The organism is Amycolatopsis sp. NPDC034160 (genome assembly GCF_055575355.1).
This window is the reverse complement of record NZ_JBVISU010000006.1, coordinates 86,702-112,423: the sequence shown is the minus strand read 5'-3', so window position 1 is coordinate 112,423 and position 25,722 is coordinate 86,702. Positions and strand designations below refer to the sequence as shown.

Annotated in this window: 23 protein-coding genes and 1 pseudogene; 11 read left to right on the top strand and 13 right to left on the bottom strand. The window is 69.9% G+C overall.

The window, feature by feature from the left end; genetic code table 11:
• Positions 1-30: 30 nt before the first annotated feature.
• The 3 genes and pseudogenes from ACZ54P_RS15585 to ACZ54P_RS15575 all read right to left on the bottom strand — a co-directional run bounded on the left by ACZ54P_RS15585 (position 31) and on the right by ACZ54P_RS15575 (position 2,451).
• Positions 31-711: an HAD family hydrolase gene (locus ACZ54P_RS15585; protein ID WP_465462207.1), complete on the bottom strand. Its 681-nt coding sequence runs from the start codon at positions 709-711 to the stop codon at positions 31-33.
• A gap of 16 nt (positions 712-727) precedes the next feature.
• Positions 728-1,828, bottom strand: a pseudogene (locus ACZ54P_RS15580) (vitamin B12 dependent-methionine synthase activation domain-containing protein); the annotation flags it as partial.
• Positions 1,829-1,887: 59 nt separating this feature from the next.
• Positions 1,888-2,451, bottom strand: coding sequence for a homocysteine S-methyltransferase family protein (locus tag ACZ54P_RS15575; protein ID WP_465462206.1), 564 nt, complete (start codon positions 2,449-2,451; stop codon positions 1,888-1,890).
• 103 nt (positions 2,452-2,554) lie between these two features.
• On the opposite strand from ACZ54P_RS15575, the gene ACZ54P_RS15570 reads away from it, so the two are divergent.
• On the top strand, positions 2,555-3,454 hold the full coding sequence (locus ACZ54P_RS15570; RefSeq protein ID WP_465462205.1) for a PAC2 family protein: 900 nt from the start codon (positions 2,555-2,557) through the stop codon (positions 3,452-3,454).
• Positions 3,455-3,536: 82 nt separating this feature from the next.
• Here ACZ54P_RS15570 and ACZ54P_RS15565 read toward each other — a convergent pair whose 3' ends face one another.
• From ACZ54P_RS15565 to ACZ54P_RS15555, 3 genes are read right to left on the bottom strand one after another with little or no spacing between them, the layout of a single operon-like run.
• Positions 3,537-4,361 carry a metallophosphoesterase family protein gene (locus ACZ54P_RS15565; protein ID WP_465462204.1) on the bottom strand — a complete coding sequence of 275 codons (825 nt, stop codon included), beginning with the start codon at positions 4,359-4,361 and terminating at the stop codon, positions 3,537-3,539.
• A 15-nt stretch (positions 4,362-4,376) separates the two neighbouring features.
• Complete coding sequence (locus ACZ54P_RS15560; RefSeq protein ID WP_465462203.1) at positions 4,377-5,615, bottom strand: MFS transporter; 1,239 nt, start codon at positions 5,613-5,615, stop codon at positions 4,377-4,379.
• On the bottom strand, positions 5,612-6,190 hold the full coding sequence (locus tag ACZ54P_RS15555) for an ArsR/SmtB family transcription factor (protein WP_465462202.1): 579 nt from the start codon (positions 6,188-6,190) through the stop codon (positions 5,612-5,614). The genes ACZ54P_RS15560 and ACZ54P_RS15555 overlap by 4 nt, the downstream gene beginning before the upstream one ends.
• Before the next feature lie 243 nt (positions 6,191-6,433).
• Between ACZ54P_RS15555 and ACZ54P_RS15550 the strand changes: the two genes are divergently transcribed.
• Positions 6,434-8,044 (top strand): ABC-F family ATP-binding cassette domain-containing protein, encoded by a 1,611-nt coding sequence (locus ACZ54P_RS15550; protein WP_465462201.1) that lies wholly within the window; start codon positions 6,434-6,436, stop codon positions 8,042-8,044.
• A gap of 97 nt (positions 8,045-8,141) precedes the next feature.
• Here ACZ54P_RS15550 and mshC read toward each other — a convergent pair whose 3' ends face one another.
• The 4 genes from mshC to ACZ54P_RS15530 all read right to left on the bottom strand — a co-directional run bounded on the left by mshC (position 8,142) and on the right by ACZ54P_RS15530 (position 13,649).
• Positions 8,142-9,380: a cysteine--1-D-myo-inosityl 2-amino-2-deoxy-alpha-D-glucopyranoside ligase gene (mshC, locus tag ACZ54P_RS15545; protein ID WP_465462200.1), complete on the bottom strand. Its 1,239-nt coding sequence runs from the start codon at positions 9,378-9,380 to the stop codon at positions 8,142-8,144.
• A 75-nt stretch (positions 9,381-9,455) separates the two neighbouring features.
• Positions 9,456-10,220 (bottom strand): MerR family transcriptional regulator, encoded by a 765-nt coding sequence (locus ACZ54P_RS15540; protein ID WP_465462199.1) that lies wholly within the window; start codon positions 10,218-10,220, stop codon positions 9,456-9,458.
• Positions 10,221-10,258: 38 nt separating this feature from the next.
• The gene (locus ACZ54P_RS15535; RefSeq protein WP_465462198.1) at positions 10,259-12,214 is read right to left on the bottom strand and encodes a vWA domain-containing protein; all 1,956 of its coding nucleotides are present in this window, start codon (positions 12,212-12,214) and stop codon (positions 10,259-10,261) included.
• A gap of 37 nt (positions 12,215-12,251) precedes the next feature.
• The gene (locus ACZ54P_RS15530) at positions 12,252-13,649 is read right to left on the bottom strand and encodes a sigma 54-interacting transcriptional regulator (RefSeq protein ID WP_465462197.1); all 1,398 of its coding nucleotides are present in this window, start codon (positions 13,647-13,649) and stop codon (positions 12,252-12,254) included.
• Positions 13,650-13,763: 114 nt separating this feature from the next.
• On the opposite strand from ACZ54P_RS15530, the gene ACZ54P_RS15525 reads away from it, so the two are divergent.
• Entirely contained in the window at positions 13,764-14,561 is a 798-nt protein-coding gene (locus ACZ54P_RS15525; RefSeq protein ID WP_465462196.1) for a hypothetical protein, read from the top strand.
• Between the two features lie 60 nt (positions 14,562-14,621).
• Here the strand turns inward: ACZ54P_RS15525 and ACZ54P_RS15520 are convergent, their stop codons facing one another.
• Positions 14,622-15,668 (bottom strand): ferrochelatase, encoded by a 1,047-nt coding sequence (locus ACZ54P_RS15520; protein WP_465462195.1) that lies wholly within the window; start codon positions 15,666-15,668, stop codon positions 14,622-14,624.
• An 85-nt stretch (positions 15,669-15,753) separates the two neighbouring features.
• On the opposite strand from ACZ54P_RS15520, the gene ACZ54P_RS15515 reads away from it, so the two are divergent.
• The 3 genes from ACZ54P_RS15515 to ACZ54P_RS15505 all read left to right on the top strand — a co-directional run bounded on the left by ACZ54P_RS15515 (position 15,754) and on the right by ACZ54P_RS15505 (position 17,999).
• On the top strand, positions 15,754-16,338 hold the full coding sequence (locus tag ACZ54P_RS15515) for a TetR/AcrR family transcriptional regulator (protein ID WP_465462194.1): 585 nt from the start codon (positions 15,754-15,756) through the stop codon (positions 16,336-16,338).
• Positions 16,339-16,407: 69 nt separating this feature from the next.
• Positions 16,408-17,586 carry a Cmx/CmrA family chloramphenicol efflux MFS transporter gene (locus tag ACZ54P_RS15510; RefSeq protein ID WP_465462193.1) on the top strand — a complete coding sequence of 393 codons (1,179 nt, stop codon included), beginning with the start codon at positions 16,408-16,410 and terminating at the stop codon, positions 17,584-17,586.
• 8 nt (positions 17,587-17,594) lie between these two features.
• Entirely contained in the window at positions 17,595-17,999 is a 405-nt protein-coding gene (locus tag ACZ54P_RS15505) for a nuclear transport factor 2 family protein (protein ID WP_465462192.1), read from the top strand.
• An 80-nt stretch (positions 18,000-18,079) separates the two neighbouring features.
• Here the strand turns inward: ACZ54P_RS15505 and fabI are convergent, their stop codons facing one another.
• Entirely contained in the window at positions 18,080-18,847 is a 768-nt protein-coding gene (gene fabI / locus ACZ54P_RS15500) for an enoyl-ACP reductase FabI (RefSeq protein WP_061986623.1), read from the bottom strand.
• A 47-nt stretch (positions 18,848-18,894) separates the two neighbouring features.
• The gene (gene fabG, locus ACZ54P_RS15495; protein WP_465462191.1) at positions 18,895-19,599 is read right to left on the bottom strand and encodes a 3-oxoacyl-ACP reductase FabG; all 705 of its coding nucleotides are present in this window, start codon (positions 19,597-19,599) and stop codon (positions 18,895-18,897) included.
• 191 nt (positions 19,600-19,790) lie between these two features.
• Between fabG and ACZ54P_RS15490 the strand changes: the two genes are divergently transcribed.
• From ACZ54P_RS15490 to ACZ54P_RS15470, 5 genes are all read left to right on the top strand, one after another.
• Complete coding sequence (locus ACZ54P_RS15490) at positions 19,791-21,155, top strand: MFS transporter (RefSeq protein WP_465462190.1); 1,365 nt, start codon at positions 19,791-19,793, stop codon at positions 21,153-21,155.
• Between the two features lie 10 nt (positions 21,156-21,165).
• The gene (locus ACZ54P_RS15485) at positions 21,166-21,834 is read left to right on the top strand and encodes a response regulator transcription factor (protein WP_465462189.1); all 669 of its coding nucleotides are present in this window, start codon (positions 21,166-21,168) and stop codon (positions 21,832-21,834) included.
• Positions 21,835-21,837: 3 nt separating this feature from the next.
• Positions 21,838-23,241 (top strand): sensor histidine kinase, encoded by a 1,404-nt coding sequence (locus ACZ54P_RS15480; RefSeq protein ID WP_465462188.1) that lies wholly within the window; start codon positions 21,838-21,840, stop codon positions 23,239-23,241.
• Entirely contained in the window at positions 23,238-24,179 is a 942-nt protein-coding gene (locus ACZ54P_RS15475; RefSeq protein ID WP_465462187.1) for a TAXI family TRAP transporter solute-binding subunit, read from the top strand. Before ACZ54P_RS15480 ends, ACZ54P_RS15475 begins: the two co-directional genes overlap by 4 nt.
• Before the next feature lie 121 nt (positions 24,180-24,300).
• Positions 24,301-25,566, top strand: coding sequence for an alpha/beta hydrolase family protein (locus ACZ54P_RS15470; RefSeq protein WP_465462348.1), 1,266 nt, complete (start codon positions 24,301-24,303; stop codon positions 25,564-25,566).
• The last annotated feature ends 156 nt before the right edge of the window (positions 25,567-25,722 follow it).

Here is a 25,722-nt window from a genome sequence, read left to right as displayed (position 1 = left end):
CCGGGGTCTAGCGAGAATGCGACATGGAGGTCAGGGCAGGAGCGCGGTCAATCCCGGCACGTCGAGGCCGACGAGCGAGGAACGGAACACGCGCCGCTCCCCCGGCGGGACGTCGACGTCGTTCGGGATCACCACCACCGTGCAGCCCGCCGCGGCCGCGGAAGCCGCGCCCGGCGGGGAATCCTCGATCGCGACGCACCGGGACGCCTGGACTCCCAGCAACTCCGTCGCCAGCTGATACGGCCTGGCGTGCGGCTTGTTCAGACCATCGACCTCGTCACCGCAGACGGTGGCCGCGAAGTACTCGCGCCCGATGGTGTTGAGGGCGAGTTCGGTCAGAGACCGTTCGGTGGAGGTGACCAGCGCCATCGGCACGCCCTGGGCGCGCAACAGGTCGAGCAGCTCCCGCGCGCCGGGGCGCCACGGGAGAGGCCCGTCGAAGAGGTTGGCCGTGCGCGCGCGGATCCACTCCCCCATCTCCGCGATCGAGTCGGGGGTGACGGGTTTGGCGCACACTTCGAGCAGGAACGCGGCCGTGTCGTCCATATTGGACCCGACGAGGCTCAGCCGCTGCCGCTCGGTCAAGGTGCCACCGAGGCTTTCGACGGCCTCGTAGAGGGCGACGTCCCACAGCTTCTCCGAATCGACCAGCGTGCCGTCCATATCCCACAGCACGGCGGCGAGTCCGTCCGGTGTGGACGGTGCGGTCACGGCTCCCCCTTCACGATCAGGTGTTGAAGTACTTCGCCTCCGGGTGGTGGCAGACGATCGCGCCGGTCGACTGTTCGGGATGCAGCTGGAACTCTTCCGGCAGCTTCACGCCGATCCGCTCCGGGCGGAGCAGCTCGACGATCTTCGCCCGGTCCTCCAGGTTCGGGCAAGCGCCGTATCCCAGGGAGAACCGAGCCCCACGGTAGCCGAGTTTGAAGAACTCCTCGACGTCGTCCGGGTCCTCCTCGGCCACCGCCGCGCCGCCCGCGAAGCGCAGTTATTCGCGCACGCGCCGGTGCCAGTACTCGGCCAGTGCCTCCGTGAGCTGCACGCCGAGGCCGTGGACCTCCAGGTAGTCCCGATAGGCGTTCCCGGCGAACAGCTCGTTGGCGTAGTCGGCGATGGGCTGCCCCATGGTGGCGAGCGTGAACGGAATCACGTCCACCTCGCCGTTCGCGAGCGCCTGGTCGCGTGGCCGGTAGAAGTCGGCGAGGCACAGCCGCCGGTCCCGTCGCTGCCTCGGGAAGGTGAACCGCGACCGCTCCGGAGCGTCCGGCCGGGGCTCGGTCAGCACCACGACGTCGTCGCCGTCGGCGAAGCACGGGAAGTACCCGTAGACCACCGCGGCGTGCGCGAGGACGCCGTCCGCGGTGAGCCGGTCCAGCCAGAACCGCAGCCGCGGCCGCCCCTCGGATTCGACCAGTTCTTCGTAGGTCGGCCCTTGGCCACCACGCACGCCTTTGAGCCCCCACTGGCCCATGAACGTCGCGCGTTCGTCGAGCATGGCGGACCGGGTGTCCCAGAACGGCGGCGACGGAAGCGGGACGTCCGTGGCGACGTCGGAACGGGCCGGAAGGTCCACTTCGGACTCTTCGGCGGCCTTCTTCGCCTTGCGTGCCTCGGCGATCCGCAGGGACCGCTCCCGGCGTTCCTTACGCTCCCGCCGTTTCCGCTCGGCTTCGGCGTCCACGATGGGCGATTCGCCGCGTTTGGCCGCCATGATCGCGTCCATCAGACGCAGTCCCTCGAACGCGTCACGGGCATAGCGCACATCGCCGAGATAAAGCTCCGCGAGGTCGTTCTCCACATAGGACCGGGTGAGCGCCGCCCCGCCCAGCGCCTGGTGGCGGGCTGGACGTCCGCGACCGCTTCGGCGAGTCCCTCGGGTGACAGCGGTTAGACCGCGCCGTTCGGGCCCAGTTCGGGCAGTCCGGCGTTCGGCATCACCGACAGCGGGACGCGCGCGTGCTTCGACAGCTGCCGCAGGTGCTCGCTCATCTCGGCGGGTCCGGTGGCGCAGTTGAGGCCGATCAGATCGATGTCCATCGGCTCCAGCGCGGCCGGCGCCGCGGTGACCTCGGTGCCGAGCAGCATCGTGCCGGTGGTCTCGACAGTGATCGAGGCGAGCACCGGCACCCGCCTGCCCTCGGCCTTCATCGCCCGGTGCGCGGCGATGATCGAGGCCTGGGTCGCGTACTCGTCGGCGACCTCACGGGCGAGCCGCGCGCCCACCTCGGACAGTTCGAAGATCCTGTCCGGAATGCCGTATTCGGCCAGGTTCGCGTAGTTTGCCCCGAAGGTGTTCGTCTCCAAGAGGTCGGCGCCCGCCTCGAGATAGCCGCGATGCACAGTGCGGACGACGTCCGGACGGGTGACGTCGAGGATCTCGTTGCAGCCCTCCAGACCGGCGAAATCATCCAGGCCGAGGTCGTTGCGCCTGCAACGCGGTCCCCATCGCACCGTCGGCTACCAGGACTCGAGTACGCAGCGCGTCGAGCAGCGGTGACGAAAGGCGATCGGACATGCCCAACAGGGTACGACCGCCTGGTCGTAGGCTGGTCCGGTGAGTGAGCCCGTCGACGAGACCCAGCGGCCCGGCCGCGACCAACCGGACGACACCAAGCCGATCATGATCGTCGCCTTCGAAGGATGGAACGACGCAGGTGACGCGGCCAGCCGGGCGGTCGAGCATCTCCAGCTCAACTGGGATGCGACACCGCTGAGCGAGCTGAGTCCGGACGAATACTACGACTTCCAGGTGAGCAGACCGACCGTGCGCATGGTCGACGGTGTCACCCGAAGGGTCGACTGGCCGACCACCCGGCTCTCGGTTTGCCGCCCGGAAGGCTTCAGCCGGGACGTGGTGCTGGTCCAAGGACCCGAGCCGAACATGCGCTGGCGCGCCTTCTGCGGCGAACTGCTGGAGTACATCCAGCAACTGGAGGTCGCCACCGTCGTCACCCTCGGCGCGCTGTTGGCCGACACCGCGCACACCCGGCCCGTCCCGGTGACCGGGACGGCGTACGACAAGGACACCGCCTCACAGTTCGGCTTGGAGCTGAACAACTATCAGGGCCCGACCGGCATCGTCGGCGTCCTGCAGGACTACTGCGTGCAGGCGGGCGTACCGGCGGTGTCGATCTGGGCGGCGGTGCCGCACTACGTCTCACACCCGCCGTCACCGAAGGCCACGCTCGCCCTGCTGCACAAACTCGAAGACGTCCTCGACGTCGAGATCCCGCTCGGCGCGCTGCCGGAGCAGGCCGAGGAGTGGCAGCGGACGGTCACCGACATGGCCGAAGAGGACGAGGAGATCAGCGAGTACGTCCGGGGCCTCGAGGAGCGCGGTGACGCGGAAACCGAGTTCACGCTGGACGACGTGAGCGGGGACAAGATCGCGGCCGAGTTCGAGCGGTACCTGCGGCGCCGCCGTCCCGGACAGGACGGTCCGGGGAGGGGCTGACAGCGGCTTCTCAAGCGCCATGAAAGGTCCCTTGATTGCAAATTTTGCAATGAAGGGGCCTTTCATGGCATCGGCGGTCGCCTCAGAAGATGCGCCGCAGCGGGATCGGACCCCGCGCCCGTTTCCGCCACTCCCGCGGGTAGCCGAGCGAGACCTCCTCGAACCGCACCCCGTCCGCTTCCGTGGAGCGCGGGATGTGCAGGTGCCCGTAGACGGCGACCTCCGCGCGGAACCGCAGGTGCCAGTCCTCGGTCTCGGTCGTCCCGCACCACAGCGCGAACTCCGGCCAGTACAGCGGCGCGGTCGGATGGCGGTGCAGCGGCCAGTGCGACATCAGGATCGTGCCGTGGTCCTCCGGGATCGCCTCCAGCCGCCCGGTGCTGATCTTCACCCGGTCGGCGCACCACGCCTGCCTGTTGGGATACGGGTCCGGATGCAGGAAGAACTCGTCCGTGCAGAGCACACCGGCGTCGCGCGCCTGGTCGATGGCCGCCTGCATCGGCAGCCCTTCGGCCGCCGGGGCCCGCCAGCTGTAGTCGTACAGCACGAACAGCGGGGCGATCGTCAGCGGTTTCTCCTGGTGATCCCACACCGGGTACGGATCCTCCGGGGTGAGGACGTCGATCTCGCGGCATCGCTCGACCAGGTGCTCGTAACGCGCCTGGCCGCGCAGCTGGCATTCGTCTTTCTGGGTGGTCCACAGCTCGTGGTTGCCGGGGACCCAGACGACCTTCGCGAAGCGTTCTCGCAAGGTCTTGAGCACCCTGATCACGGATTCGGCGCGTTCGGCGACGTCACCGGCTACGAGCAGCCAGTCGTCGGAGGTACGGGGGACGACCTCGTCGACGAGCGGGGCGTTGCCCTCATGGGTGACGTGGAGGTCGCTGGTGGCGAAGAGATGCGGCACTCCACCACCGTAGCTTCACTCGGACCGGGGAACCGCCAAGACCGCATCACGGCGTAAGCGGCCCGACGCCAGGACGCCCAGCACGATCAGCGCGGAGACGGTGTGCAGGGCCGCCTGGACGTTCAGCAGGACACCGGTGCCCAGCACACTCACGAGCCCGCCCGCCAGCAGCGCACCCAGCGCGGTGAAGCCCGCCATCCCGGCGAACATCGTGCTGAGCACGCGGCCGGACCGCTCTGGCGACGCGGCCGTCTGGACCAGCGACAGCAAGCCGGAACCGGCCAGTACCCCCGGTGCGCCGACGAGCCCGAAGAGTCCGATGTAGACGCCCAGCGACGCCGTAAGCGCAGGCAGGTTCCAGATCAGCGCCGACAGGAGGCCGAGCGCGAGCCCACCCCAACCGAGCAGCGCGGCGGGCGCGACCTTGCGGGCGACGGTGGCGACGGCGAATCCGGCGGCCAGCCCGCCGAGTGCCTGCACACCGCGCAACAGGCCGACGTCGCCTTCGGTGCCGCTGAGGATGTCGAGCACGAAGACCACGAACAGCACCAGGAACATCCCCTGGGCCAGCGAGGTCAGGACCACGACGGCACCGGCGACACGCAGCCGTCCTTCCCGGCCGATCTCACGAAGGCCGTCGAGCCACGCCCGCACCACCGACTCGTGCGGACCGGCCGCCACTGACGCGGCGGCCCGGCGGAACGGGAGCGCCAGCAGGGCCGACGCGATCACCAGTACGCCGAGGTAAGCCACCACGACCCAGCCCAGGCCACCGAAGCCGAGCAGGAGACCGCCCGCCCAGCCGCCCGCGAGGCGAGCGACGCTGCCGTTGATGCTCATGAGGCCGTTGGCGCCGGTCAGCTCGTCCGGGCCGACCAGTTCCGGTACGAGCGCGTTGCGGGCGGGTTCGAACAGCGAGGCCAGCCCTGCTTGGCCCGCCATGACCGCGTAGATCACGAACACGGGACCGTCGGCCCCGACGAACAGCAGCGGCAGCGCCACGAACGCCTGCGCCGCGCAGACCACGCACAGCACCAGCCGCCGGTTCCAGCGATCCGCGATCACCCCGGCGACCGGGCTGAGCAGCACCGCGGGCAGCAGCCCGAGCACGATGCTCAACGCCGTGGTGGCCGCGGAGCCGGTCGCCTGGAAGACGAACACCGGCAACGCGATCTGCAGCATCCATTCGGCGGTCTCGGAGAAGAAGGCGGCGATCCACAGCCGCGCGAAAGCGGGCTCTCTCAACGGTTTCATCTGCTCGGCTTCCCCTCCGCGTCGATGCGCGGGAACGCGCGCAACCCCAGATGCACCGGCCAGGCCTCCTCCGGCGCGTCCTCGCGGATCGCGCCGACGTAGGGCCGGACCAGGGCGTTGATTCCCTCGATCAGCTTGTCCAGTTCCGCGGCGGTCACCCGCAGCGAATAGGTGTTGATGCCGGCGGAGTCCCGCCACTCCTTGTCCAGCAGGTCCGCGGCTTCGAGGTAGCGCTCGGTCAGTTCCCGCTCCCGCGCGAGTGTCGTGCCCACGACGGCCAGCTGCGCCCCGCGCAGCTCCGGGTCGTCCCCGAATTCGATCCCGACCTGGCAGGCGCGCCAGGGCCGCTCGCGTCCGTCCTCCCCCTCGACGCGTTCGACCAGGCCGTGCTGGGCGAGTTGGCGCAGGTGCCAGCTGATGTTGGAAGCGCTCGAACCGACGGCCGTCGCGCATTCGCTGGCGGTGCGCGGCCCCACCGCCATCAGATGGTCCACCAGCGCCGAACGCAGCGGATGCGCCAGCGCCCGCATCAGCTCGACGTCCTCGATCCGCTTGCGCGGCGGCAACCCGCTCATCGTCCGACCAATCTGAAAGGTTTATTTCGAAAGTTCTCTTTCAGAGTTTCAGACGTCCGCCGCGGTGTCAAACCGGAACCGGGGGTTGACTAACGCTACATAGGTTGCGTTAGACTGCTCGCATCATGGACAACTGACACCGCATCCCTCCCCCGCTCCGAGGCGGCTTCGGTAGAGCACGGCTCCCGCAAGCGACCAAGCCCGGCGGGGATCCCTCACGGATCCGAAACGCGGTGATGTCGTATGTCTTCCCTTTCTTTGATCGCCAAGGACCTCGTCCGCTCCTACGGCACCCGCGTCGTGCTCGACGGCGTCGACCTGATCGCTTCGGCGGGGCAACGGCTCGGTCTCGTCGGCGAGAACGGTGTCGGGAAGTCCACGCTCCTGCGCCTGCTCGCCGGCGTCGAAGAGCCGGACGGCGGTGAGGTGCTCCGTGGCGACGACGTCGGATTCCTGCTGCAGGAGCTGCCATTCCCTGCGACGGCACGGTTCTCCGACGTCATCGACGACGCGCTCGCCGAGATCCGGCAGGCGTCGGCGAGACTCGACGAACTGACCGCGGCGCTTACGGAACGCCCTGACGACGCGGTTGTCCTCGACGAGTACGGCACCGTCCTCGAATGGGCCCAGGCGCACGACCTCTGGGACGCCGACCGGCGGGCCGAGGTCGTCTGCGCGGGTCTCGGGCTCGCCGGGATCGATCCGGCGCGGCCGTTGGGCACGCTGTCGGGCGGGCAGCGGTCACGGCTCGGCCTGGCCGCGCTGCTGATCCGGCGACCGGGAACGCTGATCCTCGATGAGCCGACGAACCACCTCGACGACGGGGCGATGGAGTTCCTCGAACAGCATCTCGCGTCGCTGACCGGTGTCCTCGTGCTGGCGTCGCACGATCGCGTGTTCCTCGACGCGGTGTGCACCGACATCGTCGACCTCGATCCGGCGCTGGGCGGACCGACCCGGTACGGCGGCGCGTATTCCGCCTACCTGGACCAGAAACGGGCCGAACGGGCGCGCTGGGAACAGCGGTACGCCGAGGAACAGGACGAGCTGAAGGAACTGCGCGAATCGGTCGCCGTCACCGCGCGCAACGTCGCGCACAACCGGCCGCAGCGTGACAACGCCAAGATGCTCTACGACTTCAAAACCGGGAGGGTGCAGAAACAGATCTCACGCCGGGTCCGCAACGCCCAGCTGCGGCTGGACGAACTGGAACGCGATCAGGTGCGGAAGCCACCCGGCCCGCTGCGGTTCCAGGCGGAACTGACCGGCACGCCCGGCGAGGACAAGACGGCGATCTCGGTCCGGGACATCCACGTCCCGGGACGGCTGCGGCTGGAGACCCTCGACATCACGACCACGTCGAGACTCCTGATCACCGGCGGGAACGGCGCGGGGAAGTCCACGCTCCTGTCCGTGCTCACCGGCGCGCTGACCCCGGACGCCGGGACCGTCCTTCGTGGACGCGGGATCCGGATCGGCCTGCTGGCACAGGATGTGGAGTTCGCCGAGCCGGACCGGTCGGCGCAGCGGATCTACGCCGAAACACTCGGCGAGGGTGTGCCGCCGTTGCGCAGCCTGGGTTTGCTGGCTCCGCGGGACCTCGGGACCAGTGTCGGCGCGCTGTCGGTCGGGCAGCGGCGGCGGCTCGCGCTGGCGTTGCTGATCGCCGATCCACCGGAGGTGCTGCTGCTCGACGAGCCGACGAACCATCTCTCGCTCACCCTGGCCGAGGAATTGTTCGCCGCGCTCGACACGGCTCCGGGCGCCGTCGTCATCGCTTCGCATGACCGCTGGCTGCGCCGGGACTGGACGGGCGACCACCTGCGGCTGGAAGCCGGTCGCGTCGCGGTATAGGGCGTTATACGGTCTTCGGGTGTGTCATGAGGGGTCCCCATAGGACGAAATTTGTCCCATGGGGACCCCTCATGACGTTTTTCAGAGCACAGGGTTTTCAGAGCACGATGCCGAGCAGCGCGTTCACGCCGTTCCGGATCAGCCCGGGTGCCGCCGGATCGGAGCCGGCGCGGTTCAGCGCCTCGGCCACCCAGGCGTCGACGGCGGCGAGTGCCTTCGGGGTGTCGAGATCGTCGGTCAGGTGGTCGCGGAGGCGGGCGATCGTGTCCTCCGCGGCCGGACCGGTGCCGAGCGAAACAGCGTCACGCCAGCGGGCGAGCCGGTCCTCCGCGTCCGCGAGCAGCTGCGCGCTCCATGGGCGGTCTTCCCGGTAGTGACCGGCGAAGAGCGCGAGCCGGATCGCGCCGGGGTCGACCTTGTCGGCCCGCAGCCGCGAGACGAACACGAGGTTCCCCCGCGACTTCGACATCTTCTCGCCATCGAGGCCGATCATCCCGGCGTGCACGTAGTGGCGCGCGAACGGCCGGTCCCCCGCGACGGCTTCCGCGTGCGCGGCGCTGTACTCGTGGTGCGGGAAGATGAGGTCCGAGCCGCCGCCCTGGACGTCGAAGCCGAGACCGAGACGGTTGACCGCGATCGCACTGCACTCGATGTGCCAGCCGGGGCGCCCGGCACCCAGTTCCGACTCCCACGACGGTTCCCCCGGTCGCGCCATCCGCCACAGCAGGGCGTCGAGCGGGTGCTGCTTGCCCGGCCGGTCCGGGTCTCCCCCGCGTTCGGCGAAGTACTTCGCCATGGTCTCGGCGTCGTAGTTCGACTCGGAGCCGAAGTGCCCGGTCGCGTTGTGGTCGAAGTAGATGTCCGGGTACTCCGCGTCGTCGGCGCGGTACGCGCTGCCGTTCGCCAGCAGCTTGGCGATCACCTCGACGATCTCCGGGATGCTCTCCACCGCCCCGACGAACTGCCGCGGCGGCAGCACCCGCAGCGCGGCCATGTCCTCGCGGAACAGGGCCGTCTCGCGCATGCCGAGGACGACCCAGTCGTCCTTGTCCCGCTCGGCCCGCTCCAGCAGGGGCTCGTCGATGTCGGTGACGTTCTGTACGTAGTGGACGTCATGCCCGGCGTCGCGCCACAGGCGGTTGACCAGGTCGAATGTCAGATATGTGGCGGCGTGGCCCAAATGGGTGGCGTCGTACGGCGTGATGCCGCAGACGTACATCCGAGCGGTGGACCCGGGCGCCGTGGGGCGGATCTGCCCCGTCGCCGTGTCATGGAGCCGCAGCGGACGGGGGGTGCCGGGGATACGGGGCACGTCGACCGATGACCAAGTCTGCATACCTCGACTGTAAGCGGAGCCGCGCCGCCGTTCCCGTCCGGTGGGAGCCGGACACGGCCGGAGTAACCGAACTCGCTATTCCCGGGCACGGACCGCGTTGGCGTGGACGGCGTCCCGGATGTACTCGCCGAGGCCTGGCCGCTGATCGGGCTCGCGCACCAGGAACCCCAGCTGGACCGGTTCGGTCGCGTACATCCCGGCGATGTCGCGGTGCAGGGCGTGGTCGCAGTCCCCCATGAACGCGGCCAGCATGCGCCGGTGCTCTTCGGCGAGGTCCATCGCCGCGACGCTGTCCGCGGGCGCGCCGGAGTCGACGACGTCGAGCAGCCGCCGGACCCAGTCCTGGCGGATCTTCTCCGCCTCGGCCCATTCCTCCTTGGACAGTGGCCTCGCCGCCGCCTGCCACTGCGGGGTCTCGCCCCACCGCCGGACGGCCTCCTCCGCGTAGCCCTCCGGTTCACGGAACTCGCCGAAGACCTCGAACTTCTCCTCCGGCGTCAGCGCCCCGCCGACCTGCTTCGCCTCGATCACCCGCTCGACGGACTCGACCATCCGGGTCAGCTCACCGATCCGCTCCGTCAGCAGCGTCCGTTGCCGCTTCAAGTGCTCCAGCGCGTCCAGGTCCGGGTCGTCGACGACCTTCGCGATCGTCTCCAGGCCGAACCCGAGTTCGCGGTAGAAGAGGATGCGCTGCAAACGGTCGAGGTCGTCGTCGCTGTAGCTGCGGTATCCCGCCGCCGTCCGCCCGCTCGGTGAGAGCAGGCCGATGTCGTCGTAGTGATGCAGTGTGCGCACGGTGACCCCGGACCACGCCGCGACCTTCCCCACCGGATACCCCATCGACCCAGCGTAGGTGGACGGTGTCACCGGCCGCTGACCTACCGCTTCCTGGTCCGCAGGTAGTCACCGACCACGGCGGCGCCGAGCCCGTCGAGGTCCGGCGCGACGACCCGGCCGCCCGAACGGCGCGCGAGCAGATCGACGAACGCGGTCAGGCGTGGGTCGTCCCCGAGCCGGAACACCGTCACCGAGGCACCGAGCTTCGCCATCCGGTCCACTTCGGACAGTGTCTTGAGCAAGGTCCTCGGCTGGGGCGGATAGTCGAACTCCGCCGTACCGTCGGATTCCAGATGCGCTGTCGGCTCGCCGTCGGTGACCATCAGGACCACCGGCTGCGCGTCGGGATGCCGCCGCAGATGCCGTCCCGCCAGCAGCAGGGCGTGGTGGGCGTTGGTGCCCTGCTCCCAAGCGCCTTCCAGGCCCACCAGTTCGGCCAGTTCGACCGACGTGGCGTAGCGGCCGAACGTGATCAGCTGCAAGGCGTCGTTGCGGAACCGGGTGCTGATCAGCTGGTGCAGGGCGAGCGCTGTCCGCTTCATCGGCAGCCAGCGGCCTTCCTGCACCATCGACCACGAGGTGTCCACGAGCAACGCCACCGCCGCGCGGGACCTATGCTCGGTCTCGACCACTTCGACGTCGGAGACGTCCATCCGAACGGACCGTTCGCCGAGCGAAACCGAGCGCAGGACGGAGTTGCGGACCGTCCTGGAGACGTCCCAGGGCTGCATGTCCCCGAACCGCCACGGCCTGGTCGCGCCGGTCGGTTCACCCGCCGCGCCGGCGGATTCGGTCTCCCGCCGGCCCGCCTTGCCGCGCAACGCGTTCACGACGTCGGCGAGCGCGGTTTCCCCGAGTCGCCGCAAAGCCTTGGGCGACAGCCGAAGCGTGCCGTCGGGAGCGCGTTCGAACAGTCCCTGCCGTCGTAGTTCACGTTCCAGTTCGGACAGTCGCCGGGCGTCGACGCCGGCGTCCGGGCCGAGCTGACGTTCGAGCGCGTCGACGTCGATGTCCTCCAGTCTCGCGCCGGGATAGGACTGGCCGAGCTGTTCGGCCAGCGCGTCCAGTTCGGCGAGATCGGACATGGCGCGGGCGCCCTCGCCGAGACCGAGCGGATCGTTGCCCCGAAAGCGTTCCGAAGACGTCCAGTCCGCACCGGGCCGCAGCGCGCGCAGCTGCGAGTCCAAAGTGGACAACTGCTGCGCCAGCCGGGGGTCCCCGAACGCCTGCTGGGACAGCTCGGCCAGTTCGGCGCGCTGTTCGGGGGTCATCGAGTTGAGCATCCGCTGTGCCGCCGCGGCACGGGCGGCGAGGACGTCGATCAGCTCCTCGACGTTCTTCGGGTTCTCCGGGAAGAACTCGCCGTGTTCGGCCATGAACCCGGCGAACCGCTCGGGCACGTCCTCGCGGCCCTGCGCGTGCGCGGCCAGCAGGTCGTTGAGATCGGCGAGCATCTTGTTGGCCCGCTCGACGTCCTCGGGACCCGCGTTCCGCAGTGCCTCCTTCATCCCTTCGAAGCGGGAATCCAGCAACTCACGGCCGAGCAGGTCGCGGATCTTCTCGTAGTTCTCCCTGCCTCGCGCCGAACGCCAGTCGTACTCGGCGAGTTCGCGCACGGCCGCCGCCGTCCCCGGCGGCAACGCGTCCAGCCGAGCCTCCCGGAAGCGGGCGTCGTCGTCCGGATCCGGGAACAGGTCACGCCGCTCCGCCTCCAGCGCCTGGTCGAGCAGCCGCCGGACCTCCTGCAGGGTCCCGTCCAGCCGGTGGCGGCGCTGGATCTCCGACCGGCGCTGCCAGAGCCGCCTGGTCAGCTCGTCCAGCCCGGCGGTGCGCGGGGTCCCGCGCCGCAGCAGTTCCTCCAGCGCGGACCGGGGCGAGGCGCCCGCCATCACCTCGCGGCCGATCTCGTCGAGCGCGTCGCGCAGGTCCGCGGGTGGTGCCAGCGGATCCGGGCCGTCGTGCCACGGCCCGTACGAATACCCTTCCGGCTGTGTCATCGCCGCCTCCGCGGGAGTAAGTACGTCGGCGGTGCGCTCATCGGCCGTAGACGGTCGTCGAATCGTCGGAATCCTTGGCGAGTTTCCGCGACAGGAACAGGGATTCCAGCGCCAGTTCGACCGCGGCGGCGATCCGGCCCGCCGGCTCGTCCGGGCCGACACCGGCCCGCGCGGCGACGTCGTGGAGCACGGGCAGTTCCGGAAGCGCGGCGAGCACGTCCTTGCCGGGTACGCGTTCCCCGGTGGTGACCAGGTGCCCGCCCTCGACGGCGTCGGCCAGCGGCAGCAGGTCCAGCCCGGCGAACCGCGAACGGGCCGTCTCGGCGACAGCGCGGCGCAGCAGGTGCACGAGGTGTTCGGTTTCGCGCCCCTCCTCCCCTGGCTCGAATTCGAGTTTGCCGCGCAGTACGGCCGGTACCGCGTCGAGGTCGACCGGACGCGCCACGGCGGGTTCCTCACCGGTGAGCGCGGACCGGCGCAGCGCCGCCGCGCCCACGGTCTCCGCCGCCGCGATGGCGAACCGGGCCGAGACGCCGGACCGCTGGTCGATCACCGGCGATTCGCGCAGGTTCCGCACGAACCGGGCGAGCACTTCCAGCAGCGGCTCGCCGACCTCGGCGACCAGGCTCGCTTCCTGCCGCACGACCGCGATCTCCGCGTCGACGTCGAGCGGGTAGTGCGTCCGGATCTCCGCGCCGAACCGGTCCTTGAGCGGGGTGATGATGCGGCCGCGGTTGGTGTAGTCCTCCGGGTTGGCCGTCGACACCAGCAGGACGTCCAACGGCAGGCGCAGGGTGTACCCGCGCACCTGGATGTCGCGTTCCTCCATCACGTTCAGCAGGGCGACCTGGATGCGCTCGGCCAGGTCGGGCAGTTCGTTGATCGCCACGATGCCGCGGTGGGCACGCGGGACCAGTCCGAAGTGGATGGTGTCGGGATCGCCGAGGCTGCGGCCTTCGGCGACCTTCACCGGGTCGACGTCGCCGATCAGGTCACCGACCGAAGTGTCCGGTGTGGCCAGTTTCTCCGTGTAGCGCTCGTCGCGGTGACGCCAGGCCACCGGCAGCGCGTCGCCGAGTTCGGCGGCACGGCGCCGCGATTCCGGGGTGATCGGGTCGAGCGGGTGCTCGCCCAGTTCGGCGCCGTCGATGACGGGCGTCCATTCGTCGAGCAGCGCGGCGAGACTGCGCAGCAGCCGGGTCTTTCCCTGACCGCGTTCACCGAGCAGGACGACGTCGTGGCCGGCGAGCAGCGCGCGTTCCAGCTGGGGCAGGACGGTGCGGGAGAAACCGACGATCCCCGGCCAGGGGTCTTCCCCGGCGCGGAGCTTCACGAGCAGGTTGTCGTGCAGTTCTTGTTTGATCGAGCGCGGCGTGTGGCCTGCCGCGCGAAGGTCCCCGGCGGTGCGGGGCAGAGGTGCGGGAACAGCGTTCACCTGTTCGACGCTACGTCGCGATCAGGTACCTGTCGACGTGAAGCAACTCCAGCTCGGTACAGGTGGTCGTGCCCTTTTCCGGGTTTCGCCGGGCACACGACTAAAATAAGTCCAGTGTGCCGATCCAGTGCGACCCTCGCGGTCTGGTCTTCTGCGTGGCTGAACGGGGCCGCCGCCTCCGACGACGTCCTTGACGCCCTTCAGGTCTGGGGCGAGGCTCACGACGTCGTCGCCGCGGATGCCGCGGCCGCCGAGGCGTTCGACCTGCCGCTCGCGTTCAACCGCGCCGCGACCCCGGTCCAGTTGCTGCTCGCGCTGCGCTCGCAGGGCGCGAAGAGCATGGAGCTGCTGCTGCCGGTCCCCGGCGATGTCCGCGGCCTGGGTGGGGGCGGCCAGTTCATGGCGGCCGCGCTGCGGACCGGCGAGGCGGTCTTGCTGCCGGATCTCGGCTACGGCCTGGTCCCGGAGTCGATCGCCGAAGGTCTCATGCGGTGGACCGTCTACTCGGTACCCACACCGGGCGTCCTGGAGTTCCGGTCACTCGGCGAGGCCGAGCACGGTCTGACCGACGCGATCCGCGCGAGCGCCGGCGCGCTGCAGTCCCTCGACGTCGCCAGCGAGCGGCCGGGGGTACGGGCGGAGCTCTCGGCGAGGCTGCGCGCGGCCACCGACGCGCCGTGGCCCGCCGGTATGCCGGGCCGTTCGCTGCGCGTACTCCAGCGGTCGGAGGAGATCGCGGCGATCCTGGCGATCGCCGAATCCGACGATCCGGGCGGCGCGCTGTCGGCCTCGGCCACGCTGCGGCGGTCGGAGGCCTTGCGGCCGTTGAACGAGGCGGTCCGGAACGCACGGTGCGCCGCGATCAACGAAGCGGTGCGGGTGTTCGCGGACCAGGCGGACCGGCACCCTTAGCCGTCCGGTCTCGTGAGTGGTAATGGCGGTTCTAACCGTCATTACCACTCACGAGGCCCACTACGGACGCGCGGGCCTCTTCGCCGGTTCACAACACCCAACCGCGCAGGGCGCCCCGTTCACCGTGCACCCGGCCGCCGGGAACGGTGACAGCTTCCGCGGCGGCACGCCTTCCGTGTGCTCACGGATCAGCTCCACGACCAGCTCCGCGAATCGCGGATCGGTGCCCGGGGTGGCGGCCCGCGCGAAGGCCATGCCGTGTTCCGCGGCACGTTCGGCGGCCTCGTTGTCGAGGTCCCAGATCACTTCGAGGTGGTCCGACACGAACCCCACCGGGCAGATCACCACCGACGTGACGCCTTCCGCGTGCAACGCGTCGATGTGGTCGACGATGTCCGGCTCCAGCCACGGCACCTGCGGCGGGCCGGAGCGCGACTGCCAGACGACGTCGTAGGTCTCGATCCCCGCTTGGGCCGCGACGAGACGGGCGGCCTCGGCGATCTGGCGCGAATAGCGGCGGCCGCCCTCCGAGGGCGGTCCGGACGCGGAGTCGGCGGACTCGGGGACCGAGTGCGCGCAGAAGACCGTCCGGGTGCCGGGCCGGTTCCCCAGCTCGGCGTGGGCGGCGCGGACGGCGTCGGCGAAGGCCGCGATGAACAGCGGGTGGTCGAAGAACTGCCGCAGCTTCACCAGGCCCGGCGCGCCGTCGCCGACAGCCGCGCGGGCGCGCTCGATGTCCTCGTCGTACTGGCGGCAAGCGGAGTAGCCGCCGTACGCGCTCGTGGGGAAGACCAGCACCCGCTGGGCTCCCGCCTTGGTGATCTCGGCCAGTGTCTCTTCGACCATCGGCCGCCAGTTGCGGTTGCCGAAGTGGACGGGCAGGTCGATCCCGGCCGCCGTGAGCTGCTTCTCCACCGCGGAGATCGCGTCACGGTTCAGGCGGTTGATCGGCGAGACCCCGCCGAAATGCTGGTAATGCTCGGCGACCTCGAGGAGTCGCTCCCTCGGGACTCCCCGGCCCCGCGTGACGTTCTCCAGGAACGGCATCACCTCGTCGGGCCCCTCGGGACCACCGAACGAAAGCCAAAGCAGCGCGTCATAACCCACCCTGACATCTTGCTCTTGTGGCGCCCCGCACGCTGACCCGGCCCATTTTGAACCGGTCGATCCAAAACCTGATACGGTTGCTTCCATGGCCAGGCCGAAGGAATTCGACGAGCGCACCGCGATCGGACGCGCCATGGCCGCGTTTTGGCGTCGTGGCTACGAGGGCACGTCCACCCAAGCCCTCTGCGAAGCCACCGGCCTCGGCCGCAGCAGCATCTACAACACCTTCACCAGCAAGCACGAACTGTTCATGCGCGCGCTCGACCACTACGCCGAACGCGGTATCACCTCCAGAACGGCGCTGCTGGAGGAGGCCGAGACGGGCATCGAGCGGTTCCGGGCCCTGTTCTCCTACACCATCGACGAGGAGGTCGCGACCCACGGCCGCGGCTGCCTCGTGGTCAACACGGTGGCCGAGTTCGGCGACCGCGATCCCGAGGTCAAGGCGCGGATCGACGCCGACACGAAACGACACCTCGCACTCCTCACGTCCGTCGCCCTGGAGGGCCAGCACGATGGGACGGTCGAGAAGACCCGCAAGCCCGCCGACATCGCCGAGTTCGCGCACAGCACCGTCGCCGGGCTCCGGTTGATGTCCCGGCGCGGGTCCGGCCGGGCGGCCATGGAGGCCGTGGCGGACATCGCGCTGGCCGCGCTCGCCGCGAAGTAACCCACCGAGAACCCGCCGCGACGCTGCCCACATTTTGGACTGAACGATACAAAACCTGGAGGAAGTCCCGTGCCTTTGGCAGTCTGCGTCCTCGGACTGAGCGTCTTCGCGCTCGGCACGTCCGAGTTCATGATCACCGGCCTGCTGCCGGGGATGGCGGCCGACCTGAACGTCGGCATCCCGGAAGCCGGGCTGCTCATCTCGGCCTTCGCGATCGGCATGGTCGTCGGCGCTCCTCTGCTCGCGATCGCCACCCTGCGTGTGCCGAGGCGCGCCACTTTGATGTGTCTGCTCGTCGTCTTCGGGCTTTCGCACGTCGTCGGCGCGCTGGGTTCGGGTTATGCGCTCCTGTTCGCGACCCGCGTCGTCAGCGCGGTCGCCTGCGCCGGGTTCTGGGCGGTCGCGGCGGCCACCGCCGTCGCGCTGGTGCCGGCCGAGCGACGCGGGCGCGCGCTGGCGATCCTGGTCGGCGGACTCACCGTCGCGAACATCGCCGGCGTCCCCGCCGGCACCTTCCTCGGCCAGCACGCGGGCTGGCGGGCGGCGTTCTGGGCGGTCACGGTGCTGACCGTCATCGCGCTCGTCGGTGTTTTCGCCCTCGTCCCGGAAACGCAGAACGGCGCCAAGACAGCGGTCGCGACCGAACTGCGGCTCTACCGCGGCGGCCGGTTCTGGCTGGCGCTGGGCGTGATCGCCCTCGCGCAGGCGATGATCTTCGCGACCTTCAGTTACCTGGCGCCGCTGTTGACCGACGTCGCCGGATTGCCCGAAGGCTGGGTCCCGGGCGTGCTCTCCCTGTTCGGGCTCGGCGCGCTGATCGGGATCACCGTGGGAGGACGTCTCGCGGACGCGAAGCCGTTCCTGACCCTCTACGGCGGCTTGGCCCTCGCTCTGCTCGCCTTGATCCTGCTCGCGGTGTCCGGCCCGGCGACCCCGTTGGCGATCTTCGCCGTCTTCCTGTTCGGCGTCGCCGGATTCGGCGTCAATCCCGCCCTGAACGTGCGCGCCTTCGCCGTGGCGGGCAACGCGCCCACGCTCGTCGGCGCGAGCACGACCGCCGCGTTCAACGTCGGCAACACCGTGGGCCCGTGGCTCGGCGGTGAATCGATCGACGCCGGTCTCGGCTACCCCAGCGTCGCGTGGGTGAGCGTCGGTCTCGGCGTCGCCACGATGCTCGCCCTCACCTTCGCCGCCGGTGTCCAGCGCACCGACGACACCCGTTTGGTTCGCGAACCCGTTACCCAGTAGGGAGAATCATGTCCGAACGCACCGAAGCCACGATCGCCGAATTCTTCCGTCGAATGTCCACAGGGGACACCGACGGGGCCACGCAACTCTTCGCCGACGAGGTCGCCTGGGACATCCCCGGCGCGACCGAACTGGTCCCGTGGATCGGCCCGCGCCGGAACCCGGCGGAGATCCGCGAGTTCTACGACCTGCTCGACAAGGGCCTCGTCAAGGACCGGTTCGACGTCGAACGCCTCCTCGTCGACGGGCCGCACGCGGTCGCGGTCGGCCGCCTGCGCTCGACGATCCGCGGTACCGGCAAAGTGATCGAGACGGCCTTCTCCATCCAGCTCGAGGTGAACGACGACGGCCTGATCACCAAGTACCTGCTGCTTGAAGACTCCTGGCACGTCGCCCACGCCGTCCTGCCCTGATGCGCGTGAAGGCCCCCTTCCCTCGGCTGGTCAGTTGAAAACCGTGGCCGAGGGAAGGGGGCCTTCACGCGCGTTGAGACCTAGAAGCCGGTGGCGTGCAGACCACCGTCGACCATGATCATCGAGCCGGTGGTGGCGGGCAGCCAGTCCGACAGCACGGCGCAGACGGACTTCGCCGTCGGGTCCGGGTCGGAGCTGTCCCAGCCGAGCGGAGCGCGGTCGCCCCAGCCGTTCTCCAGATCCGCGAAGCCGGGGATCGACTTCGCGGCCATGGTCTTCATCGGACCGGCGCTGACCAGGTTGACCCGGATGCCCTGCGGGCCCAGGTCGCGGGCCAGGTACCGGTTGACCGACTCCAGCGCCGCCTTCGCCACGCCCATCCAGTTGTAGGCGGGCCACGCGACGCGCGCGTCGAAGTCCATGCCGACGATCGACGAACCGCGCGAGAGCAGCGGCAGCGTCGCCACGGCGAGGGCCTTGAAGGAGTACGCCGAGACGTCGACGGCCACCTTCACGTCCTCGCTGGGGGCGTCCAGGAACGGCGCGCCGAGGCAGGATTGCGGGGCGAACCCGATCGAGTGCAGCACACCGTCGAGACCGTCGACGTGCTCACGGACGCGATCGGCGAGCGAGTCGAGGTGCTCCTGGTTGGTGACGTCCAGCTCCAGCACCGGCGCCTCCTCGGGGAGACGCTTGGCGATGCGCTCGACGAGCGACAGCCTGCCGAAGCCGGTGAGCACGACCTTCGCGCCCTCCTGCTGCGCGATCTTGGCCGCGTGGAACGCGAGCGAGGCGTCGGTGATGACGCCGGTGATCAGCAGGCGCTTGCCTTCGAGCAGTCCTGGCACGGGACCTCCAGTCCGGAGTGGGTGAGCAGTACGGGAAAAGCGGGACGTCAGTGGCCCATGCCGAGGCCGCCGTCGACCGGCAGCACCGCGCCGTTGACGTACCCGGCCTCTTCGGAGGCGAGGTAGCGGACGGCGGCGGCGATCTCCGACGGCTCGGCGTACCGGCCGGAGGGGACCTGGGCGAGGATCTCCTTCTTGCGGTCCTCGCCGAGTTCGTCGGTCATGTCCGTGGCGACGAAGCCCGGGGCGATGACGTTCGAGGTGATGTTGCGCGAGCCCAGTTCACGGGCCAGCGACCGGGCGAGGCCGACGAGGCCCGCCTTGCTCGCCGCGTAGTTGACCTGGCCGGCGGAACCGCTGAGGCCGACGACGGACGAGATGAAGATGTAGCGGCCCCACTTCCCGCGCAGCATGCCGCGGGAGGCGCGTTTGGCGACCCGGTAGGCGCCGGTGAGGTTGGCGTCCACCACGCGGGTGAACTGGTCCTCGCTCATGCGCATGAGGAGGGTGTCGTCGGTCATCCCGGCGTTCGCGACCAGGACCTCGACGGGTCCCTGGTGCTCCTCGACGAGCTTGAACGCGGCGTCGATCTGCTCGGCGTCGGTGACGTCGGCCTGCACGCCGAAGAGGCCGTCGGGCGCGCCGGAACCGCGGTGCGTGATCGCGACCTTGTGCCCCTGCGCCGCGAGGTCCTTCGCGATCGCCAAACCGATGCCGCGGTTGCCGCCGGTGACCAGTACCGACCGTGCCACTTAGCTCTCCTCGCCTCGTCCTCGTCCCGCTGACGCACTGAGGTTATCGGCTCACCCGGGACCGGCCGGAGCCGCGCCACCGCTACCTCCGGGTAACCGCGACCGTCCTAAGCGGATGTTAGGAACCGGACCGAAACCTTGCCCGCCTGTCACCGATTGATCATCGTGAGCCGGAACACAGGAGGTCAAAGATGACAACCCCGATCGGTGCAGCGGCACCGCCCGTAAGCGAGAAGCGAGTCGTCGGCAACGTGCTTCGCGGCTCCATCGGCAACCTGGTCGAGTGGTACGACTGGTACGCCTACGCCGCCTTCACCACGTATTTCGCCAAATCCTTCTTCCCGACGAAGGACACGACGGCGGCGTTCCTCGGCACGGCGGCGGTGTTCGCCGTCGGTTTCCTCATGCGGCCGCTCGGTGGCTGGATGCTGGGCCGGTTCGCCGACCGGTTCGGGCGTCGTAGCGCGCTCGTGCTCTCCGTCACCTTGATGGCGGCCGGGTCGCTGATGATCGCGGTCACCCCGACCTATGCCTCGATCGGCATCGCCGCGCCGATCCTGTTGCTGGTGGCCCGGCTCATCCAAGGGCTTTCGGTCGGTGGCGAGTATTCGACTTCCGCGACCTATCTGTCCGAAGTGGCCACTCCCGGCAAACGCGGCTTCTACTCCAGCTTCCAGTATGTGACGCTGTACGGCGGCCAGCTGCTCGCGCTCGGCCTCCAGCTGCTGCTGCAGGCCATCCTCACCGAACAGCAGCTGACCTCGTGGGGCTGGCGGATCGCGTTCGTCGTCGGCGCGCTGGCCGCGGTCGTGGTGATGTTCCTGCGCCGCGGGATGGACGAGTCGGCCAGCTTCGAGGAGGCCAAGGCGTCCGGCACCGGCAAGGAGGCGGGAGACAAGGGCACGCTGCGCGCGCTGGTCAAGTATCCGAAGGAGATCGCGCTCGTCATCGGCCTCACCCTCGGCGGCACGGTGTCCTTCTACACGTTCGCCACCTACAGCCAGAAGTTCATGGAGAACACCGCCGGCATCCCGCGCCGCACGGTCACGCTGATCCTGTTCTGCGCGATCCTCGTCGCCGCGATCCTGCAGCCGTTCGCGGGCAAGCTGTCGGACCGCATCGGCCGCCGCCCGCTGCTGATGTTCTTCGGGATCGCCGGCACGCTGCTGACCGTCCCGATCATGACGCTGATGGGCGGAACCAAGGAGCCGGTGCTCGCGTTCCTGCTGATGCTGGCCGGACTCGTCATCGTCACCGGGTACACCTCGATCAACGCGATCGTGAAGGCCGAGCTGTTCCCGACGAAGATCCGCGCCATCGGCGTCGGGCTCCCCTACGCGCTCACCGTGGCGATCTTCGGTGGCACCGCCGAGCTCATCGCGCAGGCGCTGAAGGGCGCCGGTCACGAATCGGTGTTCTTCTTCTACGTCGCGGGCTGTGTCCTCGTGTCGCTGATCGTGTACGGCACAATGCGGGAAACTTCGAAGACCTCGGAGCTGGACAAGAAGCCCAAGACCCGGCCCGAGCCCGAGCTCGTGTCCGGCCGCGAAGGCTAGGCGGGAAGGTGTGGCCGTGCGCGTGCTGCTCGTCGAGGACGACGCCGGCGTCGCCGACGCGCTCGCCGAAACGCTGCAAACGCGCGGCCACATCGTCTCCCAGGTCAACCGGGGCAGCGACGCGCTGAACCGGCATCGCGAGGCCGAGATCATCCTGCTCGATCTCGGCCTGCCCGACATGGACGGGCTCGACGTGCTCCGCAAGGTCCGGCAGGTGTCCTCGGTGCCGGTGCTGGTCCTCACCGCCCGCGGCGACGAGCGTTCGGTCGTCCGCGGGCTGCGGCTCGGCGCCGATGACTACCTGACCAAACCGGTCCGCCTCGCCGAACTGCTGGCCAGGATGGATACCGTCGTGCGCCGCGCCGCCTCTTCGGGCGCGCCGCAGGACGATGTCGTCCGCGTCGAGGACGTCGAGATCGACCTCGGCGCGCGCCGCGTGCTCGTCGCCGGGACCGACATCGGGCTCACCACCAAGGAGTTCGCCGTCCTGGCCGTGCTCGCCGCGCGTCCCGGTACGGCGGTGAGCAGACAGCAGGTGATGGACGAGGTCTGGGGCGACGCGTACCTCGCCGTCTCCCGTTCCCTGGACGTGCATCTGACCCAGTTGCGCGCGAAGCTCGACAGGCCGGGGCTGCTGACCACGATCCGGGGTTTCGGCTACCGCCTCGGCCGGGACTGACCGATGCGTGCCCGGCTGCTGGTCGTCCTGGTCGTGCTCGCGCTGACCGTGGTCGCCGCGTTCGCCATTCCGCTGTTCGGCTCGACCGCGGCGCAGCGGACCCAGCAGCTCGTGATCGCCCGCAACGCCGACGTCGACCGGTTCGTCGTCCTCGCCCAGCAGGCCGTCGACGCGGACGATCCGAGCGCGCTGGCTGTCGACGCCGAGCGGTATTCCTCGTTATACGGCGAGGCCGTCGTCGTAGTCGACGCGCGCGGGGTGCCGCTGGTCGAGACCGGCGGGATGACGGCCGCGGAACCGGTGGTGCGCTCGCTCGTCGAGTCCGCCTTGCGCAACCAGCCCGCGAAAGGCCCCGAACAGCTGAGCTCGTGGTCGGCCGATCCGGTCTACTTCGCCCGTCCGGTCGGCACCGGCACCCGGGTGGCGGGCGTGGTCGTGCTGCGGGCGTCCGTGGCGACCGCCGCGGCCGACATCGCCTTCCGCTGGGCCGCGATCGTCGCGGGCGCGGTGCTGGTGGCGGCCGTGTTCGTGCTGCTCGCGGTGCTGCTGGCGCGGTGGATGGTGCGGCCGCTGCACGAACTGGAGACCGGCGTCCAGGCGGTCACCGAAGGGCATCGCGCACAGGTCCCCGCCCGGACGGGGCCGAGGGAACTGCGGTCGCTCGCGACGTCGTTCAACCGGATGTCCGACGCCGTGGTCGAGGCATCGGAGCAGCAGCGCCGTCTTGTCGCGGACGCGTCGCACCAGTTGCGGAATCCCATGGCCGCGTTGCGGTTACGGGTCGACTCGCTGGCCGCGCAGGTCGACGGCGACGGCCAACGGGCCTACCGGGCGACGGTCGCCGAGGTCGAACGCCTGGAATCCCTGCTCGACGGACTGCTCGCGCTGGCGCTCGCCGAAAGCGCGGCGACCCGGCTGGCCGCGGGCGAAGCCGGCGACGAACCCTGCGACCTTCCTTCCGTGCTCGCGGAACGCGTCGACGCGTGGCGTCCGTCGGCCGACGACGCGGGAGTGGACCTCGCCGCCGCGGAGGGCCATCACGAGCCGGTGACCGTGCGGTGCCCGGAAAGCGATCTCGCCCAAGTGCTCGACGTTCTGCTGGACAACGCGGTGCACTACGCCGGCCGCGGCGCGGCCATCACCACCGGCTACGAAACCCGCGGCACGACCGCCACGGTCTTCGTGTCCGACAACGGACCCGGACTGTCCACAGAGGACCGGAAACGGGCGACCGAACGGTTCTGGCGTGCCGGCGGCGACGGCGCGCCGAGGGGAACGGGGCTCGGCCTCTCCATCGCGAACCAGCATGTGCTCGCCAGGGGCGGGAAACTCGAGCTGCGCCAAGCCGAACCGCACGGCCTCGAAGTCCGCGTCGAACTCCCTCTCGCCACGGGAGGAACACCATGACCGTCACCAGGCGCACCGCCCTGCTCGCCGGGCTCGCCACCCTCGCGGGCTGCTCGACGGCGGGGTATCAAGGCCCGGAACGAGAGGTCGTCATCGCGGCGGGCGAGAGCGGCGGTTTCTACCTCGCCTTCGCGGAACTGCTGGCCCAGGAGCTGAACCGGGCCGAACCGCGGCTACGCGCGACGGCCGTGGCGACCGAGGCCAGCGTCGAGAACCTGCGGCGGCTGCGCGACGGCCGGGCCGATCTCGGGCTCGTCCTCGGCGACGTCGCCGAATCCGCCTTCGCCGGCGCGGATCCGTTCACCGTCCCGATCGCCTTCTCGGCCATCGGCCGGGTCTACGAGAACTATCACCAGCTCGTGGTCCGCGCGGACGGCGGCGTGCGCTCCCTCGCCGATCTCGCCGGGCGACCGGTGGCGATGGGCGCGAACGGGTCCGGCGTGGCGGTGTTCAGCACCCGGCTGTTCGCCCGCGCCGAAGTCCCGGTGAAACCGAAGAACCTCCTGCTCGGAGCGGCGATCAACGCGCTGGTGGCGCACGAGGTCGACGCGCTGCTCTGGTCCGGCGGCATCCCCACCCCGGCGCTGACCGAGCTGAACCGGATCACCGCGATCACGCTCCTCCCCCTCGACACGCACCTCCCGGCACTGCGCGCGGGCTACGGACCGGTGTACGACCAGGTCCACGTTCCGGCGCAGGCCTACCAAGGAGTCGGCGAACTGCGCACCATCGGCGTCGCGAACCTGTTGCTGGCGGCGCCTTCCCTGCCCGACGACGTCGCCGCCGCGGTGGCGCGCACCCTGGCCGGACACGCCGCCGACCTCGTCCCGGCGGCCGCGGTGGGAACGCAGTTCCTCGACGTCCGGACGCTGATCGGCACCGGCAAGGTGCCGCTGCACCCCGGTGCCGCGTCGGCCTACCGTGCCCTGCACGGGTGACCCGGACTCCGTCTCGAGAGGGATGCGCGTCGCACCGGGGCGCTGCCAGGGTCGGAAGAAGGCGGCCACCGGGCCGTCCCGATCCGGAAGGACTCCAGCAGTGTCATCGAGACACACCAGGATGGTGCGGGGTTCGGCGCTGATCGCGGGCCTCGCGCTCGCGGGCGGGCTCGCCACGGCCACCCCCGCCGTGGCGGCGGAGCAGGTCAAACTCACCGCTCCCCCGCTCACCGGCCAGCACGACGTCGGCACCACCGACCTCCATCTCGTCGACGACTCCCGTCCTGATCCGTGGAAGCCGGAGCGGCGCCGGGAACTCATGGTCACCGTCACCTATCCGGCGGAGCGGTTCGCCGAAGGCCCGCGGGCTCCGTGGCTCACACCCGGGATGAGCGCCGTCATCGACCAGGCGCTGGCGGGTGAGGACTACCTCGGTCTCCCGGCCGGCTCCATCGACTGGACATCGGCGAAGCGGAGGGCCGAGATCGGCGTCCCCGCGGCGCACGGCGCCCCGAAGCCGGTCGCGCTCTTCTCCCCCGGTTTCGGCGGCCCACGGGAGACGTACTCGGCGATCGTCGACGATCTCGCGAGCCGTGGTTACGTGGTCGTGTCGCTCTCGCACACCTACGAGAGCGCGGCGGTCGAATTTCCCGGCGGACGGCTGGAAACCGCGGTGCCGCCAGGAGAAGGTCCCGAGTTCATGAAGAGGGCGCTCGACGCACGGGTCGATGACTTCCGCTTCGTTCTCGACCAGCTCGCGAAGATCGCCCGTGGCGAGAATCCCGACGCGGAGAAGCGGCGACTCCCCCACGGTCTCGGCTGGTCGCTCGACCTGTCCCGCGTCGGCGCCTACGGGCATTCCTACGGCGGCTTCACCTCCGGCGAGACGATGGTGCACGACCGCCGGATCGACGCCGGGATCAACCTCGACGGAGCGATGGCGACCGCGTTCGGCTACCCGCCGGGCAGTGCCTACGTGCCCGGCGAGGTCACGAAACGCGGTCTCGACCGGCCGTTCATGCTGATGGGCGCCGAGGGCGTCGACGAGAACGGGAAGCCGCTGGAGCACACGCACAAGCAACCCGATTTCGACCGCAGCTGGGCGGATTTCTGGGCCAACCAGCGGGGCTGGAAGCGGGATCTGCTCCTGCGCGGCGGCAGCACGCACATGTCCTACAGCGATCTGCAGGTCTTGGTGCCACAGCTCGGTTCGCGAGTGGCGCCGGAGAAGCGGGAAGCGGTGATCGGCACCATCGATCCCCGTCGTTCGCTCGCCGCGCAACGGGAGTACATCGGCGCGTTCTTCGATCTGCACCTGAAGGGCCGTGACCGGCACCTGTTCGACGGCGAATCGCCGCGGCACCCGAACATCGACTTCATCGACTGAGCCGAACGCGCGTGACGGCCGGGAGAGTGCAGGCCTGATTCTGGGCGCCGATCGACCTTGAGCGTCCACAACGGACACATCCTGGCGACCGAGCGTCCGGTTCATGCCTTCGTGCCCGGTTCTGCTGGGGTCGTGAGTGCTGATGAGAGTCATCGG

What these genes read in the sequence shown, in the direction of transcription:
- ACZ54P_RS15555 (WP_465462202.1), bottom strand. Translation starts at nt 6,190, where the DNA reads ATGAGCGGGTTGCCGCCGCGCAAGCGGATCGAGGACGTCGAGCTGATG.
- ACZ54P_RS15505 (WP_465462192.1), top strand. Translation starts at nt 17,595, where the DNA reads ATGTCCGAACGCACCGAAGCCACGATCGCCGAATTCTTCCGTCGAATG.
- ACZ54P_RS15515 (WP_465462194.1), top strand. Translation starts at nt 15,754, where the DNA reads ATGGCCAGGCCGAAGGAATTCGACGAGCGCACCGCGATCGGACGCGCC.
- ACZ54P_RS15535 (WP_465462198.1), bottom strand. Translation starts at nt 12,214, where the DNA reads ATGACACAGCCGGAAGGGTATTCGTACGGGCCGTGGCACGACGGCCCG.
- ACZ54P_RS15550 (WP_465462201.1), top strand. Translation starts at nt 6,434, where the DNA reads ATGTCTTCCCTTTCTTTGATCGCCAAGGACCTCGTCCGCTCCTACGGC.
- ACZ54P_RS15560 (WP_465462203.1), bottom strand. Translation starts at nt 5,615, where the DNA reads ATGAAACCGTTGAGAGAGCCCGCTTTCGCGCGGCTGTGGATCGCCGCC.
- ACZ54P_RS15475 (WP_465462187.1), top strand. Translation starts at nt 23,238, where the DNA reads ATGACCGTCACCAGGCGCACCGCCCTGCTCGCCGGGCTCGCCACCCTC.
- ACZ54P_RS15490 (WP_465462190.1), top strand. Translation starts at nt 19,791, where the DNA reads ATGACAACCCCGATCGGTGCAGCGGCACCGCCCGTAAGCGAGAAGCGA.
- ACZ54P_RS15470 (WP_465462348.1), top strand. Translation starts at nt 24,301, where the DNA reads ATGGTGCGGGGTTCGGCGCTGATCGCGGGCCTCGCGCTCGCGGGCGGG.
- ACZ54P_RS15480 (WP_465462188.1), top strand. Translation starts at nt 21,838, where the DNA reads ATGCGTGCCCGGCTGCTGGTCGTCCTGGTCGTGCTCGCGCTGACCGTG.
- ACZ54P_RS15540 (WP_465462199.1), bottom strand. Translation starts at nt 10,220, where the DNA reads ATGGGGTATCCGGTGGGGAAGGTCGCGGCGTGGTCCGGGGTCACCGTG.
- mshC (WP_465462200.1), bottom strand. Translation starts at nt 9,380, where the DNA reads ATGCAGACTTGGTCATCGGTCGACGTGCCCCGTATCCCCGGCACCCCC.